Annotated in this window: 13 protein-coding genes; 10 read left to right on the forward strand and 3 right to left on the reverse strand. The window is 60.2% G+C overall.

The features are described from left to right. On the reverse strand, positions 1-656 hold a 656-nt coding region (locus D8U82_RS09750; protein ID WP_130902125.1), incomplete at its 3' end, for an efflux RND transporter periplasmic adaptor subunit. A gap of 279 nt (positions 657-935) precedes the next feature. Here D8U82_RS09750 and D8U82_RS09755 point away from each other — a divergent pair. From D8U82_RS09755 to D8U82_RS09800, 10 genes are all read left to right on the forward strand, one after another. Then, on the forward strand, positions 936-1,418 hold the full coding sequence (locus tag D8U82_RS09755) for a sigma-70 family RNA polymerase sigma factor (RefSeq protein WP_016773904.1): 483 nt from the start codon (positions 936-938) through the stop codon (positions 1,416-1,418). Positions 1,419-1,551: 133 nt separating this feature from the next. After that, complete coding sequence (locus D8U82_RS09760) at positions 1,552-2,889, forward strand: SidA/IucD/PvdA family monooxygenase (protein ID WP_016773905.1); 1,338 nt, start codon at positions 1,552-1,554, stop codon at positions 2,887-2,889. Positions 2,890-3,565: 676 nt separating this feature from the next. Beyond that, on the forward strand, positions 3,566-6,265 hold the full coding sequence (gene mgtA / locus D8U82_RS09765) for a magnesium-translocating P-type ATPase (protein WP_130887381.1): 2,700 nt from the start codon (positions 3,566-3,568) through the stop codon (positions 6,263-6,265). Between the two features lie 216 nt (positions 6,266-6,481). Beyond that, positions 6,482-6,916: a hypothetical protein gene (locus tag D8U82_RS09770; protein WP_016773907.1), complete on the forward strand. Its 435-nt coding sequence runs from the start codon at positions 6,482-6,484 to the stop codon at positions 6,914-6,916. Between the two features lie 125 nt (positions 6,917-7,041). Further along, entirely contained in the window at positions 7,042-7,674 is a 633-nt protein-coding gene (locus tag D8U82_RS09775) for a response regulator transcription factor (RefSeq protein WP_024012369.1), read from the forward strand. Between the two features lie 10 nt (positions 7,675-7,684). Continuing rightward, on the forward strand, positions 7,685-10,891 hold the full coding sequence (locus tag D8U82_RS09780) for a transporter substrate-binding domain-containing protein (protein WP_130902126.1): 3,207 nt from the start codon (positions 7,685-7,687) through the stop codon (positions 10,889-10,891). Between the two features lie 158 nt (positions 10,892-11,049). Further along, the gene (locus D8U82_RS09785) at positions 11,050-11,916 is read left to right on the forward strand and encodes a pirin family protein (RefSeq protein WP_130902127.1); all 867 of its coding nucleotides are present in this window, start codon (positions 11,050-11,052) and stop codon (positions 11,914-11,916) included. Between the two features lie 326 nt (positions 11,917-12,242). Next, a complete protein-coding gene (locus D8U82_RS09790) occupies positions 12,243-13,685 on the forward strand; it encodes a mechanosensitive ion channel family protein (RefSeq protein ID WP_024012372.1) in 1,443 nt (480 codons plus the stop codon). Positions 13,686-13,768: 83 nt separating this feature from the next. Then, complete coding sequence (gene xth / locus D8U82_RS09795; RefSeq protein WP_122700508.1) at positions 13,769-14,563, forward strand: exodeoxyribonuclease III; 795 nt, start codon at positions 13,769-13,771, stop codon at positions 14,561-14,563. Between the two features lie 100 nt (positions 14,564-14,663). After that, entirely contained in the window at positions 14,664-15,497 is an 834-nt protein-coding gene (locus D8U82_RS09800; RefSeq protein ID WP_130902128.1) for an arylamine N-acetyltransferase, read from the forward strand. Here the strand turns inward: D8U82_RS09800 and D8U82_RS09805 are convergent. Together D8U82_RS09805 and D8U82_RS09810 are read right to left on the reverse strand one after the other, a co-directional pair. Beyond that, the gene (locus D8U82_RS09805) at positions 15,494-15,829 is read right to left on the reverse strand and encodes a BrnA antitoxin family protein (protein WP_122506464.1); all 336 of its coding nucleotides are present in this window, start codon (positions 15,827-15,829) and stop codon (positions 15,494-15,496) included. The two genes, D8U82_RS09800 and D8U82_RS09805, sit on opposite strands and share 4 nt — an antisense overlap. Before the next feature lie 3 nt (positions 15,830-15,832). Further along, a complete protein-coding gene (locus tag D8U82_RS09810; protein WP_041478522.1) occupies positions 15,833-16,117 on the reverse strand; it encodes a BrnT family toxin in 285 nt (94 codons plus the stop codon). Positions 16,118-16,353: the final 236 nt, after the last annotated feature.

The following is a 16,353-nucleotide window of genomic DNA, read 5'->3' on the forward strand; positions in this document are numbered from 1 at the left end:
CGGGCGATGCGCAGGATCAGCGGGGTCTGTTGTTGCGCGTTGAGGGTCTGGCCTTCGCGCGCACCGACGGCGACCACGGTGCCGCTCATCGGCGCGTAGATGCGCGTGTAACCGAGTTCCGCCTCGTCACTGCGCAGGCTGGCCTGGGCCTGACGGATCTGCGCCTGGAACATGTCGATGCGCGCCTGGGTTGCGCGAACCTCGGCGCGCGCGGTCTGCACGTCTTCCTCGCGGGTGGCGCCACCGGCGGCGAGTTTCTGCTGGCGCTGGTATTTCTGCTGCGCCAGATCGTGCTGGGCACGTTGCTCCTGCAGCTGCGCCTTGAGGTTTTCGATGGAAAAACGCCCGGCATCGAGCTTGGCTTTCTGTGTCGACGGGTCGATTTCCACCAGCAACTGGCCTTCCTTGACCGTATCGCCGGCCTCGACGTGAATCTTCTGAATCTGCCCCGAAGCCTGTGCGCCGACATCCACATAGCGGCGCGGCTGCAAGGTGCCGAGCGCCGTCACGCTGTTTTCGATATCGCCGCGGCTGACCTGCACAGTGGCAACGGCGTCGCGACCGGGTGGCAAGACTTGCCAGGCAGCGACGGCGATCACGGGAATCAGACAGAGGGCGGCAAACAGCGCGCGACGGGCGGGGCGGGGACGATTCATGCAGGGTTCCGGCCAGTGGTTGCGGCCCGTCGCAAGGCACGACAGACACAGGGGCTGTCCTGTAAACGAGGCATGGGCGACGGAATTTAGCCGCAGACACATCGAGTTACCGCAGCCGGGCCACGACTATTTGTCCGGGATATGGAATCAACTCTTTAAATCTATATGAGAATTACTATAAATTACGCACCTCAAGTTGCCACTATCTTGCTACTGCGTGATTCGCAGGTCTGATCAGTGCGCTCAAGGACAGAAACGGCATCGATGCGGTCGGGAGTCATGTTGGAAAACTACTATCGTGAGCTGGTGTGTTTCCTCAACGCCAGACTGGGCAACCGTCAGGTCGCCGAGGATGTGGTGCATGACGCCTATGTACGGGTGCTGGAGCGCTCCAGCGAGGTGCCGATCGAACAACCACGGGCCTTCCTTTATCGCACCGCGCTGAACCTGGTTATCGACGATCACCGCCGCAACGCGCTGCGCCAGGTCGAATCGCTGGACGTGCTCGACAACGAAGAGCGCTATTTCACCCCGTCCCCCCATGGCACCCTCGATCACGGCCAGCGTCTAGAAATGCTCCAGCGCGCACTCGCCGAGTTGCCGCCGCTGTGCCGCGACAGTTTTCTGCTGCGCAAGATCGAAGGAATGTCCCATCCGGAAATCGCTCAGACCCTCGGCATCTCCCGGGCGCTGGTGGAAAAACACATTGTCAACGCCATGAAGCATTGCCGCTTGCGCATCCAGCAATGGGATGGCCAGTGAGCCGCGCCGGTTAAATTTCCTTTCATCGTCCTCGTTCCTACTCAACAGACGACCTGCTGACCTGATTCAGGCCGGTCAGGCCACCCAGGCTTTATTTCCCCGCGTTGAGGGGTTCATCCAGAGGACACTGGAAATGACACAGGCAATTGCATCGCCCATCGTTCACGACCTGATCGGCGTCGGTTTCGGCCCTTCGAACCTGGCACTGGCCATCGCTCTGCAGGAACGCGGCCGGATCCAGGGCGAACTGGATGTGCTGTTCCTCGACAAGCAGGCCACTTACAGCTGGCACGGCAACACCTTGTCGACGCAGAGCGAGTTGCAGATTTCCTTCCTCAAGGACCTGGTGACCCTGCGCAATCCGACCAGCCCTTACTCGTTCGTCAACTACCTCAAGCACCACGGGCGTCTGGTCGACTTCATCAACCTCGGCACCTTTTATCCATGCCGCATGGAGTACAACGACTACCTGCGCTGGGTGGCCGGGCAGTTCACCGCGCAGAGCCGTTATGGCGAAGAAGTGCAGTTCATCGAACCGGTGTTGCACAACCAGCAGGTTGAGGCCTTGCGGGTGATTTCCCGGGGCAGCGACGGCCAGCAATTCGTGCGTACCACGCGTTCGGTGGTGGTCAGCGCTGGCGGCACACCGCGCATTCCGGAGGCGTTCAAAGCACTGAAGGGCGATCACCGGGTATTCCACCATTCGCAATACCTGTCGCAAATGGCCAGGCAGCCGTGCGTGAACAACCAACCGATGAGCATCGCCATCATCGGCGGCGGGCAGAGCGCGGCGGAAGCCTTTATCGACCTGAATGATTCGTTCCCGTCGGTGCAGGTCGACATGATCCTGCGTGGTTCGGCGTTGAAGCCTGCGGACGACAGCCCGTTCGTCAACGAAGTGTTCTCGCCGGAATTCACTGATCTGGTGTTCCAGCAGAACAGCGTCGAGCGCGAGCGTCTGGTCAACGAGTACCACAACACCAACTATTCGGTTGTCGACATCGACCTGATCGAACGCATCTACGGCATCTTCTACCGGCAGAAGGTTTCCGGGATTGCCCGCCATGCGTTCCGCACCCTGACCACCGTCGAGAGCGCCACTGCCACCGCAAACGGTATCGAACTGGCCGTGCGCAACAACGCCACCGGCGAAGTCACGGTGCGAATCTATGACGCCGTGGTGCTGGCCACCGGTTACGAGCGGCAGATGCACCGCAAGTTGCTCGCGCCGCTGGAGGAATACCTCGGTGAGTTCGAGGTCGATCGCAACTACAAACTGATCACCGACGAGCGCTGCAAGGCCGGCATTTATATGCAGGGCTTCTGCCAGGCCAGCCATGGCCTGAGCGATACGCTGCTGTCGGTGCTGCCGATTCGCGCCGATGAAATCGCCGGCTCGCTGTACGAGCATGGCAAACAGCGCGGGCACAGCCGCTCGGTGGCGGAGTTGTTGTTGGCGACTGCCAGCTGAATCTGCATTGCCTGACATACCGCTTTCGCGAGCAGGCTCGCTCCCACAATGGTTCTGTGAACGCAGGGCAAAATGTGGGAGCGAGCCTGCTCGCGAAGGGGCCATGGAAAGCCCCACATTATGATCGTTCCCACGCTCTGCGTGGGAATGCAGCCCGGGACGCTTCGCGTCCCTTTCAGAAGCCGAACGCGGAGCGTCCGATGAGGCGTTCCTACGCTGAGCGCAGGAACGATCGCGGGGAAATTCTGAACCCTTCCTGAACACCCCCCACATTCCCCGAAAACACCTCTTCCAGCCGTTTCGCTGCGGGCGTAAGCTGCGCGCGTTTTCATCAATTGCGGAGACCCACAGTGGGTACTTGTTCGAGTGACAGTTGTCGGCCGGTCTCGATCACCGGCAGATTCTCGGCAAGATAACGCGCAGCCTTTCCCTGCCGTTGTCTCGCCGTAACAGCGAGCAGCGGCATCCCGTGCATGGCCAGTTCTGGGTCGTGTCTCGACGTCCTTCTCAACGACGCTGAAACAAGCGTGCTGACGACCTCAATCGTCAGCGCCGCCTATCGACACGCCTGTCATTCCCGACCGGCGTGCCACGCCTTGCCGTGCCGGTTTTCCCGGTGCCAGGGCGCGGCGGTACCTGCTCGACGGTTTCCCGGCTGACCACAGGGGACACAGCCATGAAACTCACGCTCAAGGAATTTTTCGCAGGCTTTCTGCGCAGCCGCCACATTGCCCGGCACTTCCGTCGACTCGCGCTGCTGGATTCGATCAATGACACATCGGTCAGCCGTGAAGTGCCGCCGACGCTGGCCAACACGCTGGTCGCTGCCGCCCATGAAGAAAGCGCTGCGTTGCTGCCGTCGTTGGGCACGCACGGCGAAGGGCTTACCGAGGTCGAGGCCGATACTCTGCGCGCGCAACATGGCCTCAACGAAGTCGAACACGAGCAACCGCTGCCGTGGTGGACCCATCTGGGGCACTGCTACAAAAACCCGTTCAACCTGCTGCTGACTCTGCTCGCGGTGATCTCCTGGCTCACCGAAGACCTCAAGGCGGCCGTGGTGATTTTCTCCATGGTGGTGCTGTCGACGCTGCTGCGCTTCTGGCAAGAGAGCAAATCCAATCAGGCCGCCGATGCGCTCAAAGCCATGGTCAGCAACACCGCTACGGTGCTGCGCCGGGATGGGCCACGGCGGGAGCTGCCGATCAAGCAACTGGTGCCCGGCGATCTGATCGTGCTCTCGGCCGGCGACATGATTCCCGCCGATTGCCGCGTGCTCAGCGCCAAGGATCTGTTCGTCAGCCAGGCAGCAATGACCGGTGAGTCGATGCCGGTGGAGAAATTCACCCGGCAGACCGATCGCGACACGCGTAACCCGCTCGAGCTGGACAACATTCTGTTCATGGGCACCAACGTCGTCTCCGGCAGCGCGATTGCACTGATTCTCACCACCGGCAACAGCACCTACTTCGGTGCGCTGGCGCAACGGGTCGGCGCGACGGACCGCGCGGTGACCTCGTTTCAGCAGGGCGTCAACAAGGTCAGCTGGCTGCTGATCCGCTTCATGTTCGTCATGGCGCCGCTGGTGCTGTTCATCAACGGTTTCACCAAAGGCGACTGGAGCGAAGCGCTGCTCTTCGCGCTGTCGATTGCCGTCGGCCTGACCCCGGAAATGCTGCCGATGATCGTCACCTCGACCCTGGCCAAAGGCGCCGTGTTCCTGTCGCGCAAAAAGGTCATCGTCAAACGCCTCGACGCGATCCAGAACTTCGGCGCCATGGACGTGCTGTGCACCGACAAGACCGGCACCCTGACTCAGGACAAGATCTTTCTCGCGCGTAATGTCGATGTCTGGGGTGAGGATTCTGACGCTGTGCTGGAACTGGCCTACCTCAACAGCTACTACCAGACCGGCCTGAAAAACCTGCTGGATGTGGCGGTGCTGGAACACGTCGAAATCCATCGCGAGTTGAAAGTCGGCAGTGCGTTTCGCAAGGTCGATGAAATCCCGTTCGACTTCAATCGCCGGCGCATGTCGGTGGTCGTGGAGGGCCGCGGTCAGCCCCATCAATTGATCTGCAAAGGCGCGGTGGAAGAAGTGCTGGCGGTGTGCAGTCGGGTGCGTCACGGCGAGGTCGATGAAGTCTTGAGCGATGAATTGCTGGTGCGGATTCGCCAAGTCACTGGCGCCTTCAACGCCGAAGGTCTGCGCGTGGTGGCGGTCGCGGCTCGCTCAATGCCAGCAGGTCGCGAAATTTACAGCCTGGCCGATGAACAGGAGCTGACGCTGATCGGTTACGTGGCATTCCTCGATCCACCGAAGGAAAGCACCGCGCCAGCGCTCAAGGCCCTGGCCGAGCATGGCGTGGCGGTCAAGGTGCTGACCGGTGACAACGAACTGGTGACGGCGAAAATCTGCCGCGAGGTCGGCCTCGCCCAACAGGGTTTGCTGCTGGGCAATGACATTGAGCGCATGAGCGATGCTGAGCTGGCTATGGCGGTCGAGACGACCAACGTCTTCGCCAGACTCACGCCATCGCACAAAGAGCGCATCGTCGGCATTCTCAAGGGCAACGGCCATGTGGTCGGATTCATGGGCGACGGTATCAACGACGCGCCGGCGCTGCGCAGCGCCGACATCGGCATTTCCGTGGACAGCGCGGTGGACATCGCCAAGGAAGCGGCGGATATCATCCTGTTGGAAAAAAGCCTGATGGTGCTGGAGGAGGGCGTGCTCGAAGGGCGGCGCACCTTCGCCAACATGCTCAAGTACATCAAGATGACTGCCAGCTCCAACTTCGGCAATGTGTTCTCGGTGCTGGTTGCCAGCGCGTTCATCCCGTTCCTGCCGATGCTGCCGATGCACCTGCTGGTGCAGAACCTGCTCTACGATATCTCGCAGATCGCCATTCCGTTCGATAACGTCGACGACGAGATGCTGAAACAGCCGCAGCGCTGGCAGCCGGCTGACGTCGGGCGCTTCATGCTGTTTTTCGGCCCGATCAGTTCGATCTTCGATATCACGACGTTCGCCTTGATGTGGTACGTGTTCGACGCCAACACGCCGGATCACCAAACGCTGTTCCAGTCCGGCTGGTTCGTGGTCGGTCTGCTGACCCAGACGCTGATCGTGCACATGATCCGCACGCCGAAGATCCCGTTCCTGCAAAGCCGCGCCGCCATGCCGCTGCTGGTGATGACCGGGGTCATCATGGCGGTCGGCATCTTCCTGCCAATGGGGCCGCTGGCGCATTACTTCAAGTTGCAGGCGCTGCCGTCGCTGTATTTCGTGTTTCTGCCGGTGATTCTGCTGGCGTACATGGCGCTGACCCAAGCCGTTAAAGGCTTCTACATCCGCCGGTTCGGCTGGCAATAACCGCCATGGAATGCTTTCCCCTGCGGGAGCGAGCCTGCTCGCGAAGGCGCCGTGTCAGTCAATAAATTTCTGACAGGTATACCGCCTTCGCGAGCAGGGGATATTGGTGCGTCAGGGCCGCCGGATGAATGACCAAATTTTTAGGAAAAGTCCTACAGAGCTATCGCCGACGCTTGCGTAGTCTTGCCCTCCCCAAACCTCACCGGGAGAATGACCATGAGCAACAAAGCGTTGCGCATCCTGATCGCCGACCCGCAGCATTTTCATCGCATGAAAATCGAGCGCCTGTTCAACGCGCTCGGCTACTACCGCGTCGCCCCGGTGCAGACTCTCGGCGAACTGTTGACCCTGGTCGACTATGGCTGCGAGCCGTTCGATGTGCTGGTGATCAATGCCGAACTGGCGGCAGGCTCTCTCGATCTGCTGGGCTTTCTGCTCGATAACCCACAGGTTCGCCATGCTCTGATCTACAACGAACCGTCGGCACCTTTGCAGGCGGCTGCCGGGTTTGCTCAGGAAAACGCGCAGATCAGCCCGACGCCATTGCCCAATTCACAGCTCATCGGGCAGGTAATGGCGAGAGTCGAAACTTGCGACGAACCCCAGGCAGCGCCTGACGCCCACGCATCGTTGCGCCATGCCAATGCATAAAAAAACACTCTGCACAACTGTCAGACCTGACAGGTGATTCTCTTGCCCATCCATGTAACAGTGCCGGCGCAGCCACCGACTCCGGGACAGACTGTTGCGGTGTCTTCGATTTTGCAGGAGTCCCAATGAAGTCAGCGCTGATCGTCGATGACCATCCAGTCGTGCGCGCGGCCATTCGGATCGTTCTGCAGGCTCAAGGCTTCACCCGGATTCATGAAGCGTCCAATGGCAATGAAGTCGTGCCGTTGATCTGCGCGCATGATCCGCACCTGGTTGTGCTCGATCTGGGGCTGGGATCGATGGACGGTCTGGAAGTGCTGACGCGAATCCAGATCAAGGCGCCAACGGCGCGTTGCCGGGTGCTGGTGTTCAGCATGCATGAGCCCACGCATTACCAGGAGCGCTGTCTGCGCGCCGGCGCACGGGGCTACGTGACCAAGAGCAATCAACTGACTCTGCTGCACGAAGCCATCAAGGCATTGATGTCCGGCCACACTTATTTCTCCGCATTGCCCAATACCAGCGGTCTGTACAACGCCGTGCAACGCACGGAAAAGGAGCTGATCGCGCAGCTGTCCGATCGAGAGTTATGCATTTTCGTGAATCTGGCGCTGGGCAAACCGAACAAGGCCATCGCTTTGGAAATGCACCTGAGTCACAAAACCGTCAGCACCTACAAGACCCGCATGATGGCGAAACTTGGCCTGGGTTCGCTGGTGCTTCTGCGTGAGTTCGCCAAGCGCAATCACTTGATCTGAGTACCCCGACATGACGCAGGGACTGCGGGTTTTATTGCTGTGGCTGGGGCTTGTTGCCTCGGTCGGGGCGAATGACCAGCCGCAGACGCTGGAGGTGCTGGCGCGCCTCGAACCGGGGGGTATCCAGGTGCGCCTCGATGATCGGGAGCGCCAGTGGCTGCGTGAGCATCCAGTCTTGCGCATGGGCATCTCCGGCCCGGATTACCCGCCCTTTGAGATCACCCGCCAACAGCATGAACTGGAAGGGCTGACCGCCGATTACGCCGATCTGCTGGCACAACTGCTCGGCATCAGGATCGAAGTGCGGCGTTTCGCCGATCGTCCCGCACTGATGGCCGCACTCAAGCGCGCTGACGTCGAACTCCTGGGCACCTCGAACAGTTTCGAAGCGGCGGATCCGGCCTTTGTTCTGTCGCGGCCGTATGCTGAAGATCAGCCGATGCTGGTCACGCGTCACGACGAGAAACTGCCCGCCGACCTTGCAGGCAAACGCATCGCCATGGTCGAGGATTACCTGCCGCTGGCCCATGTTCAGGCGTTCTACCCCGGCGCCCACGTGCAGCTTTACGCTTCGGCCATGGATGCACTCGGCGCGGTCGCCTTCGGTGCCGACGACGTGTACCTGGGCGACTTCATCAGCGCCAATTATCTGATCAACACCAACTATCGCAACGACCTGCAACTGGCCGGGCCGTCGGGGCTTGATGCCAATCCGTTCGCCTTTGCGTTGTTGCGCAGCGATGTGGTGTTCAAACGCATCGTCGACAAGGCCTTGCTGGCCGTGCCCATGGAGCGTCGCCATCTGATCGAACAGCGCTGGAGCGTCGGCCTCGCCGAGATGGCCGAACAGTCGCGGGTACAGCTCAGCGCCGCCGAGCAGCAGTGGCTGGATCAGCACCCGGTGGTGCGGGTCGGCGCTGTCGAAGACTTCGCGCCGTTGGCGTTTTTCGATGCTGATGGACGCTTCAACGGGCTGGCAGCGCAGTTGCTGAGCCTGATTGCGCAGCGCAGCGGGCTGAATTTCGAGATCGTGCGTGGCACCTCGCTGAACGACCAGTTCGAACAACTTCAGGCCGGCGCACTCGATATTTTGCCCGTGGTGACGCCGAGCACCGAGCGGGAAGCGCAGCTGCAATTCACCCGCGCCTATCTGAACAATCCGTTCGTGCTAGTCAGCGCAGCGAACGGACCACATCCATTGCCGCTCGACGAACTGGCGGGCAAACGCCTGGCGATCTATCGCGGCCACCCGTTGCGCGAATACCTCTTGCAACGGGTTCCCGGCCTGCGTCTGGTCGAAGTCAAAAGCCCCGCCGAAGGCATGGCGCTGATTGCCCGTGGACAGGTCGACGTGACGGTAAGCTCGTTGCTGGTGGCGCGTTTTCTGATCGCCCGCCAATACCGCGACCGCCTGCGTATTACCGGCACCGTAGGCGATCAGCCGGCGCGCATCGCTTTGGCCACGGCGCCGCAGTCGGCGCTGCTGCACTCGATCCTGAACAAGGCGTTGCTGAGCATCGCGCCGCAGCAAATGGATGAACTGGTCGAGCGCTGGAGCCACGATGTGGTGGTGGAGGACAGCTATTGGTCGCGCCATCGCCGCGAAATTCTGCTTGGTTTTGCCGGCGCCGCAGGCTTGCTGCTGCTGGCCCTGATCTGGATCGGCTGGCAGCGTCGGCAGATCCATCAGCGCCAGCAATGGTTGTTGCAACTGCAACAGGCCAAGGACGCAGCGGATGAGGCCAATCGGGCCAAAAGCACTTTCCTGGCGACCATGAGCCACGAGATTCGCACACCGATGAACGCCTTGATCGGCATGCTCGAACTGGCGCTCAAGCGCGCAGAGGAGGGCGTGACTGATCGACTGGCAATTCAGGTGGCGTCGAATGCCGGCCAGCAATTATTGGCGTTGATTGGCGACATTCTCGACATCGCCCGTATCGAGTCGGGGCATTTGTCCCTTTCGCCCGAGCGGGCCAATTTACGCGAGACGGTGTTATCGGTATGCCGAGTGTTCGAAGGGCTGGCGCGGCAGAAACGGCTCTCGTGGCGCATCGAACTTGATCCGCGCGCCGACGTGGATGTGCTGATTGATCCGACGCGCTTCAAACAGGTGCTGTCGAACCTGTTGAGCAATGCGATCAAATTCACTGAGGTGGGCGAGGTGAGTTTGCGCTTGCAGGTCATCGCCATGACCGACGCTGAAGTGGACTTGCTGTTGCGCATCGAAGACAACGGCATCGGCATCAGCGGCGAAGATCAAAAGCGCCTGTTCAGCCCGTTCGTTCAAGCGAGCAATAGTCTTCAAGCGGCGCGCAGCGGTTCCGGCCTGGGTCTGGTGATCAGCCGTAACCTCTGCGAAATGATGGGCGGCACGCTGGGTCTCGATAGTGATCTCGGGCAAGGCACGCGAGTGGAAATGAATCTGTCCTTGCCGCTGTTGACAGCTGTGACGACCACACTGGCAACGCCCGAGGCGGCAGCCGCTACCTGTGTATCAAGCGTGTTGGTGGTGGACGATCACCCGGTCAACCGCTTGCTGATGTGCTGGCAATTGAGCGAACTGGGGCATCGCACGGTAGATGTGGGCGATGGCGAACAGGGGCTGGACCGCTGGCGAACCCAGGCCTTCGATGTGGTGATTACCGACTGCAACATGCCGCGACGCAATGGCTATGAGCTGGCACAGGCGATTCGCAACGAAGAAGCCGCCAGCGGCCGCGCACCCTGTCTGATCCTCGGTTTTACGGCCAATGCGCAGGTCGAAGAGCGTTTGCGTTGTCTGGACGCTGGCATGGACGGTTGCCTGTTCAAACCGATTCGTTTGCATGATCTGGCTGAAGCCCTGAAAGGCGCTCATCGTTGCGAGCGCCACGAAGATGAACCGCCAAATGCCGAACCCGTCGAGATTGATCTGAGTGCCCTGGAGCAGATGGCCGATGCCGATCAATCGTTGATCGAGCGTTTGCGCAAGGAAGTCGGTAATAGCTTGCGCGATGATCTCCAGGCTCTGGATCAGACCCACGTCGGCGACCGCAACGGCCTGCGTGAGCTGGCCCATCGCATCAGGGGCGGTGCGCAAATGGTTGGGGCTGCGCGGGTTGTTGCGGCGTGTGCAGATCTGGACACGGCGTGCCGAGACAGTGACAGCGCTGTCATCGACCGCGCCATCGACAGGTTGCGCGAAGCCATGCACGGCCTCGCACGGTGCCTCTGAACCATTGCAGATTCCTGTGGGAGCGAGCCTGCTCGCGAAATGCGCGCCGCTGACTCAATTGTTCTGCATATGGAACACTCAAGCCGATTTCCACCCTCTAGTCGAATATTCGATATGCCCTTACGCTTAATCCAATGCATTTACCCATTGGAGACCCCATGAAAAATATCATCGGCATTTACACCAGCCCGCGCGGCCATTGGGTCGGCGATGGTTTCCCGGTGCGCACGCTGTTTTCCTACGACCACCTGGGCAAGCACATCAGCCCGTTTCTGCTGCTCGATCACGCCGGTCCTGCCGAATTCACCCCGACCACTGAACAGCGTGGCGTCGGCCAGCACCCGCACCGTGGTTTCGAAACCGTGACCATCGTTTACGACGGCGAAGTGCAACACCGCGACTCCACCGGCAGCGGCGGCACCATCGGCCCGGGTGATGTGCAGTGGATGACCGCAGCGTCCGGCATCCTCCATGAGGAATTCCACTCGGAAAACTTCGCCCGAACCGGCGGCAAGCTGGAAATGGTCCAGCTGTGGGTCAACCTGCCGGCCAAGGACAAAATGGCCGCGCCGGGTTACCAGACCATTCTCGACCGCGACATTCCAAGCATCGCGCTCAAGGACAACGCCGGCAGCCTGCGTCTGATCGCCGGCGAATTCGATGGGCACACCGGACCGTCACGGACTTTTACGCCAATCGACGTGTGGGATCTGCGCCTCAATGCCGGCAAGTTGCTGACGCTTGATCTGCACGAAGGACGTAATACCGCGCTGGTGGTGTTGAAGGGTTCGGTGCAGGTCAACGGCGCGGAATCGGTTGGGGTAGGGCAGTTGGCGCTGTTCGAACGCGACGGTGATCGACTCACCCTCCAGGCCAGCGGAGACGCGGTGGTATTGCTGCTCAGTGGCGAGCCGATCGACGAACCGATCGTCGGCCATGGCCCGTTCGTGATGAACACCGAGCAGGAAATCCACCAGGCCTTCGCCGACTTCCAGTCCGGGCGTTTTGGCCAGATGCACGCCTGACCCCGAGCTTTACTGGCAACTGAAACTCCACTGTGGGAGCGAGCCTGTTCGCGAATGCTCTGATTCGGTCGAAGAAGTAGTGACTGACATGACGCCTTCGCGAGCAGGCTCGCTCCCACAGGTTGTTCAGCGTCTGATCGTTCCCACGCTCTGCGTGGGAATGCAGCCGGGGACGCTCCGCGTCCCACAGCCTCAAGATCGCAGCCTTCGTCAGCTCAGGGTTTTGCCGTGTTTGTAAGCCGGTGCTCCTCCACCGAAATCAATTGCTCCTACACTGTGCCAATCTGTGCGATCTTCTCGCGATTGGCCTTTGTCGGAGTTGTTTGATGCTGTCTCTGCTGACCGAACACCCGTTGTTTAGCGCGTTGATCCTGATCCTGCTCGATCTTGGCCTGTGGCGGCTGATCAGCTCTCGCGGCAGCGAATGGAAGCTGTTGGTGCGGGTGCTGATTTTCGCCCTGTTCAGCATTGTGCTGTTCAACGAAGGCCTCAACCCGATGGAGCCGGCGCCGTGGGCCGACAACGTGCCGCTGCATCTGGCGGCAACCGGGCTGCAGATCGGCTGGTGGCTGTTTGGTGCGCGGACCCTGACGGTGCTGATCGGCGCGGTGATGATGCAACGGGTCGGCCATACCGGCCGGCTGTTGCAGGACTTGCTCGGCGCGGTGATTTTCCTCATCGCGATCATTGCGGCGCTGGCGTACGTGCTCGATCTGCCAGTCAAAGGTGTGCTGGCGACGTCCGGCGCGTTGGCGATCATTGTCGGCCTGGCTTTGCAGAGCACCTTGAGCGACGTGTTCTCCGGCATCGTCCTCAACACCACCAAGCCCTATCAACTTGATGACTGGATCTCCATCGACGGCACCGAGGGCCGCGTCACCGACATCGACTGGCGCGCCACGCGTCTGCAAACCAGTCAGGGCAGCATGGCCGTGATTCCCAACTCGCTGGCGGCGAAAGCCAAAATCATCAACTTCAGCCGACCGAGCAATATGTTCGGCGTTTCCGTCAGCGTGCCCGTCAGCCCCCATGCCCGACCCAGTTCGGTAATCGAGGCGCTGGAGCGAGCGATGCAAGGCTGCCGGCAATTGCTCGACACACCGGCGCCGAGCGTGTCGTTGAAGAGTTCTGCCAGCGGCGGCGCGGAATACGAAATCAGCGGGTTTGTCGCCTCGATGGGCGAGAAGCGCGTGGTGCGCAATCAGTTGTTCGACCTCGCTTACCGGCATTTGCAGGCGTCCGGGGTCAACCTGCTGTCCAGCAACGAGACCAGCGCCGCACCGCAGTTGTCGCGGCCACGGGCGCTGCTGGAAAGCTCACCGATCTTCTCGACTCTGCGTGAAGAAGAGAAAGACACCTTCAGCCAGAACATGACCCTGCAAACTTTCCGCGCCGGCGAAACGATTCTCGCGGGCGGGGAGGTCAGCGATCATTTGTTCATCATTGAATCCGGCGTGGTATCGGTGACGCTCAAGCGCCATGGTGCGCCACTTGAATCCGGGCGCATGGGGCCGGGCGAGGTGATCGGTGAGGCCGGGATTCTTTCCGACACCGCGCTGCCGGCGGATTTTTCCGCGAAGACTTTCTGCGCCCTGTATCGCATCGAGAAGTCCTACCTGAAACCGTGCCTGGACGCGCGCCATGACATTCATGATGCGATGCAGGCGTTGCTCGATTTCCGTCTGCACAAGGCACAGTCGCTGACCGAGGAAACGCCCGTGGTCGCGCCGAAAAGAGGCTTTCTGCAATGGCTGCGTAATCGCGTCTGAGCTGTCGTATTGTGATTCGATGCAACCTGCGCGGCGTTCTCAGGGTCACAATTTGCAATCCCACCGGGCAGGAGTTGCAGACGATGAAAAACCTGCGGATCGCCACCTTCAACGTCAACGGCATGCGCGCGCGGCTGCCGAATCTGCTGGAATGGCTCAAACGCGAGCAACCGGACATCGTCTGCCTGCAAGAGCTCAAATCAGTCGACAGCGCATTTCCCGCCGCCGAACTGGAGGCCGCCGGTTACGGCGCAATCTGGCAGGGCCAGGCGTCATGGAATGGCGTGGCGATTCTGGCGCGTGATGCGCAGCCGTTGGAGAGTCGACGCGGTTTGCCCGGCGATCCCGATGACACCCACAGCCGTTATATCGAAGCGGCGGTGCACGGTGTGCTGGTCGGTTGCCTGTATCTGCCCAACGGCAACCCGCAGCCGGGGCCGAAATTCGATTACAAACTGGCCTGGTTCGAGCGTCTGATCAATTACGCCAAAGACCTGCAAAGCAGCGATCACCCGGTGGTCCTGGCCGGTGACTTCAATGTCGTGCCCACCGACATGGACATCTACAACACCCGATCCTGGCTCAAGGATGCTTTGTTGCAACCCGAAAGCCGCGAGTGCTACCAGCGGCTGCTGGATCAGGGCTGGACCGATTCTCTGCGCCACGTGTATCCCGAAGAGCGCCTCTACACCTTCTGGGATTATTTCCGTAACCATTGGCAAACCAATTCCGGCCTGCGCATCGACCACCTGCTGCTCAACCCGGCATTGAGCCCGTATCTGCACGACGCCGGTGTTGACGCCTGGGTGCGTAACGAACCGCACGCCAGCGACCATGCGCCGACGTGGATTCGCATCGCTTCGCGGAAAAAGCGCTGAACGGGCGATTGGCGAAATCAATTGTCGAAAGCCGTGCCTGATCCCGTATACAGGGCAACATCCACGCAGTGTTCTGCGGCCCATGCATAAGGATCGAGCAATGAGTGCGCCACGGCTGACCAATACCAATCTGTACCTGCAACGTCTGGGTTTCGATGCGCCGCCGCCGCCGACGCTCGAAACCTTGCGTCAGTTGCAACTGCGCCACACCGCTCGGTTTGTTTTCGAAAATCTGGCAACGATCAGTGGAGAGGCGGTGTTGATCGACTTGGTCTCCATCGAAGACAAGGTGTTGCAGCAAGGGCGGGGCGGCTACTGCTATGAGCTCAATCATTTGTTCTATGCGCTGCTGCTTGAATTGGGCTTCGACGCGCGGGCGATCAGCGGGCGCGTGGTGATGAATCAGCCGGAAGGCAGCTGGACGGCGCGGACCCATCGTTTGAGTCTGGTGACCATCGATGCAGTGCGTTACATCACCGATGTCGGCTTCGGCGGCATGGTGCCCACCGCGCCGCTGTTGCTCGACAGTGAACATGAGCAACTAACCCCGCACGAACCCTACCGCATCGACAAGCAGAGCGATGGCTACCTGCTGCGCGCCAAGGTCGCAGGCGAATGGCGGCCGATGTACCTGTTCGATTTGCAACGCCAGGAAGACATCGATTACAGCGTCGGCAACTGGTACGTCTCCACCCATCCCGAGTCACCTTTTGCCCAGCGCCTGATGGTCGCGCGTACCGGCGCTGGCTGGCGCAAAACCCTGAACAACGGCAGTTTTGCCATTCATCACATGGGCGCGGACAGTGAGCGGCGCGAGGTGGCGGACGTCGACGAGCTGATGAAATTGCTGCGGCGCGAGTTCGATCTTCAGGTGCCTGATTCACCGCGTGTGCGACAAGCGCTGGCTCGGGTCATCGCGCCAGCCTCCATCTAAGGCTTTACATCAGGCTCCAATACGCGACGGATTTCGCCGATGGCCGCTGACAGCTTTCGCTCGAGACTCTTGAGATCGGTGGCGGTGATGCCTTTCTTGAATTGCCCCGTCAGACCTGAATCGTCAGCGCTTCCCTGCTGGCGTGGGCTATCAAGCAGAGCATGGCGCAGGGTGTTGTTGATCACAGTCTGGTAGCCAAAGCCCTCGGTTTCTGCGGCAGTACGCGCTGCTTCGATCACCGCGTCATCAAGCATGATGGTGATGCGTGTCTTGCCCTTGTTCGGCGCTACTGCGCCGCGTTTACCTGTGGAAAAGTCATATTCGTCTTTCATCGTTCAAGCCTCCTGAAAATACGCGCGCCGTTCGCTGGGTGTGGCGAGACGTGCGGAAATGATTCGAACAACATTGGCTTCGCGATAGCTGTAAGCAACGGCAAGCACACGACCTTTGGCATCGAGGCCGAGGGTGATCCAGCGTTGTTCGTCATGGTCGTTGTCCTCAAGTGTCAGTGCGCGTTCGTCATGGAAAACCGGTTCGGCTTCGGCGAGGCTGATGCCTTTGTGCTTGAGTTTGTTGGCTGCGTTTTTGCTTTTGTCGTACTGAATCTTGAATGACTTCATTATGCATACTTTATATGTATAAAAAAGAGCGCGACTGCACCGTCGGTCGCCGTGAACACTTCAGCCTAGTGGGCACTGGTGCGGACGCAGCGGGGATGTGTTGCCGGATTTGTTAGGGCAAGAAGCGCAGGCTAGAAGGTTGGATGGCTACCTAACCATTATGTGACTGATAAGTTGTATACAACTCTATGGACATTTGTCCTGAGTATTGAATACAGTGTGCGCATAACAAAAAC

Source organism: Pseudomonas sp. Sample_23 (assembly GCF_004307595.1).
GTDB classification, from domain to species: Bacteria; Pseudomonadota; Gammaproteobacteria; order Pseudomonadales; family Pseudomonadaceae; genus Aquipseudomonas; species Aquipseudomonas atacamensis.

Excerpts from the sequence above, each read along its gene's own strand:
- D8U82_RS09755 (WP_016773904.1), top strand. The coding sequence starts at position 936 with ATGTTGGAAAACTACTATCGTGAGCTGGTGTGTTTCCTCAACGCCAGA.
- D8U82_RS09760 (WP_016773905.1), top strand. The coding sequence starts at position 1,552 with ATGACACAGGCAATTGCATCGCCCATCGTTCACGACCTGATCGGCGTC.
- mgtA (WP_130887381.1), top strand. The coding sequence starts at position 3,566 with ATGAAACTCACGCTCAAGGAATTTTTCGCAGGCTTTCTGCGCAGCCGC.
- D8U82_RS09770 (WP_016773907.1), top strand. The coding sequence starts at position 6,482 with ATGAGCAACAAAGCGTTGCGCATCCTGATCGCCGACCCGCAGCATTTT.
- D8U82_RS09775 (WP_024012369.1), top strand. The coding sequence starts at position 7,042 with ATGAAGTCAGCGCTGATCGTCGATGACCATCCAGTCGTGCGCGCGGCC.
- D8U82_RS09780 (WP_130902126.1), top strand. The coding sequence starts at position 7,685 with ATGACGCAGGGACTGCGGGTTTTATTGCTGTGGCTGGGGCTTGTTGCC.
- D8U82_RS09785 (WP_130902127.1), top strand. The coding sequence starts at position 11,050 with ATGAAAAATATCATCGGCATTTACACCAGCCCGCGCGGCCATTGGGTC.
- D8U82_RS09790 (WP_024012372.1), top strand. The coding sequence starts at position 12,243 with ATGCTGTCTCTGCTGACCGAACACCCGTTGTTTAGCGCGTTGATCCTG.
- xth (WP_122700508.1), top strand. The coding sequence starts at position 13,769 with ATGAAAAACCTGCGGATCGCCACCTTCAACGTCAACGGCATGCGCGCG.
- D8U82_RS09800 (WP_130902128.1), top strand. The coding sequence starts at position 14,664 with ATGAGTGCGCCACGGCTGACCAATACCAATCTGTACCTGCAACGTCTG.
- D8U82_RS09805 (WP_122506464.1), bottom strand. The coding sequence starts at position 15,829 with ATGAAAGACGAATATGACTTTTCCACAGGTAAACGCGGCGCAGTAGCG.
- D8U82_RS09810 (WP_041478522.1), bottom strand. The coding sequence starts at position 16,117 with ATGAAGTCATTCAAGATTCAGTACGACAAAAGCAAAAACGCAGCCAAC.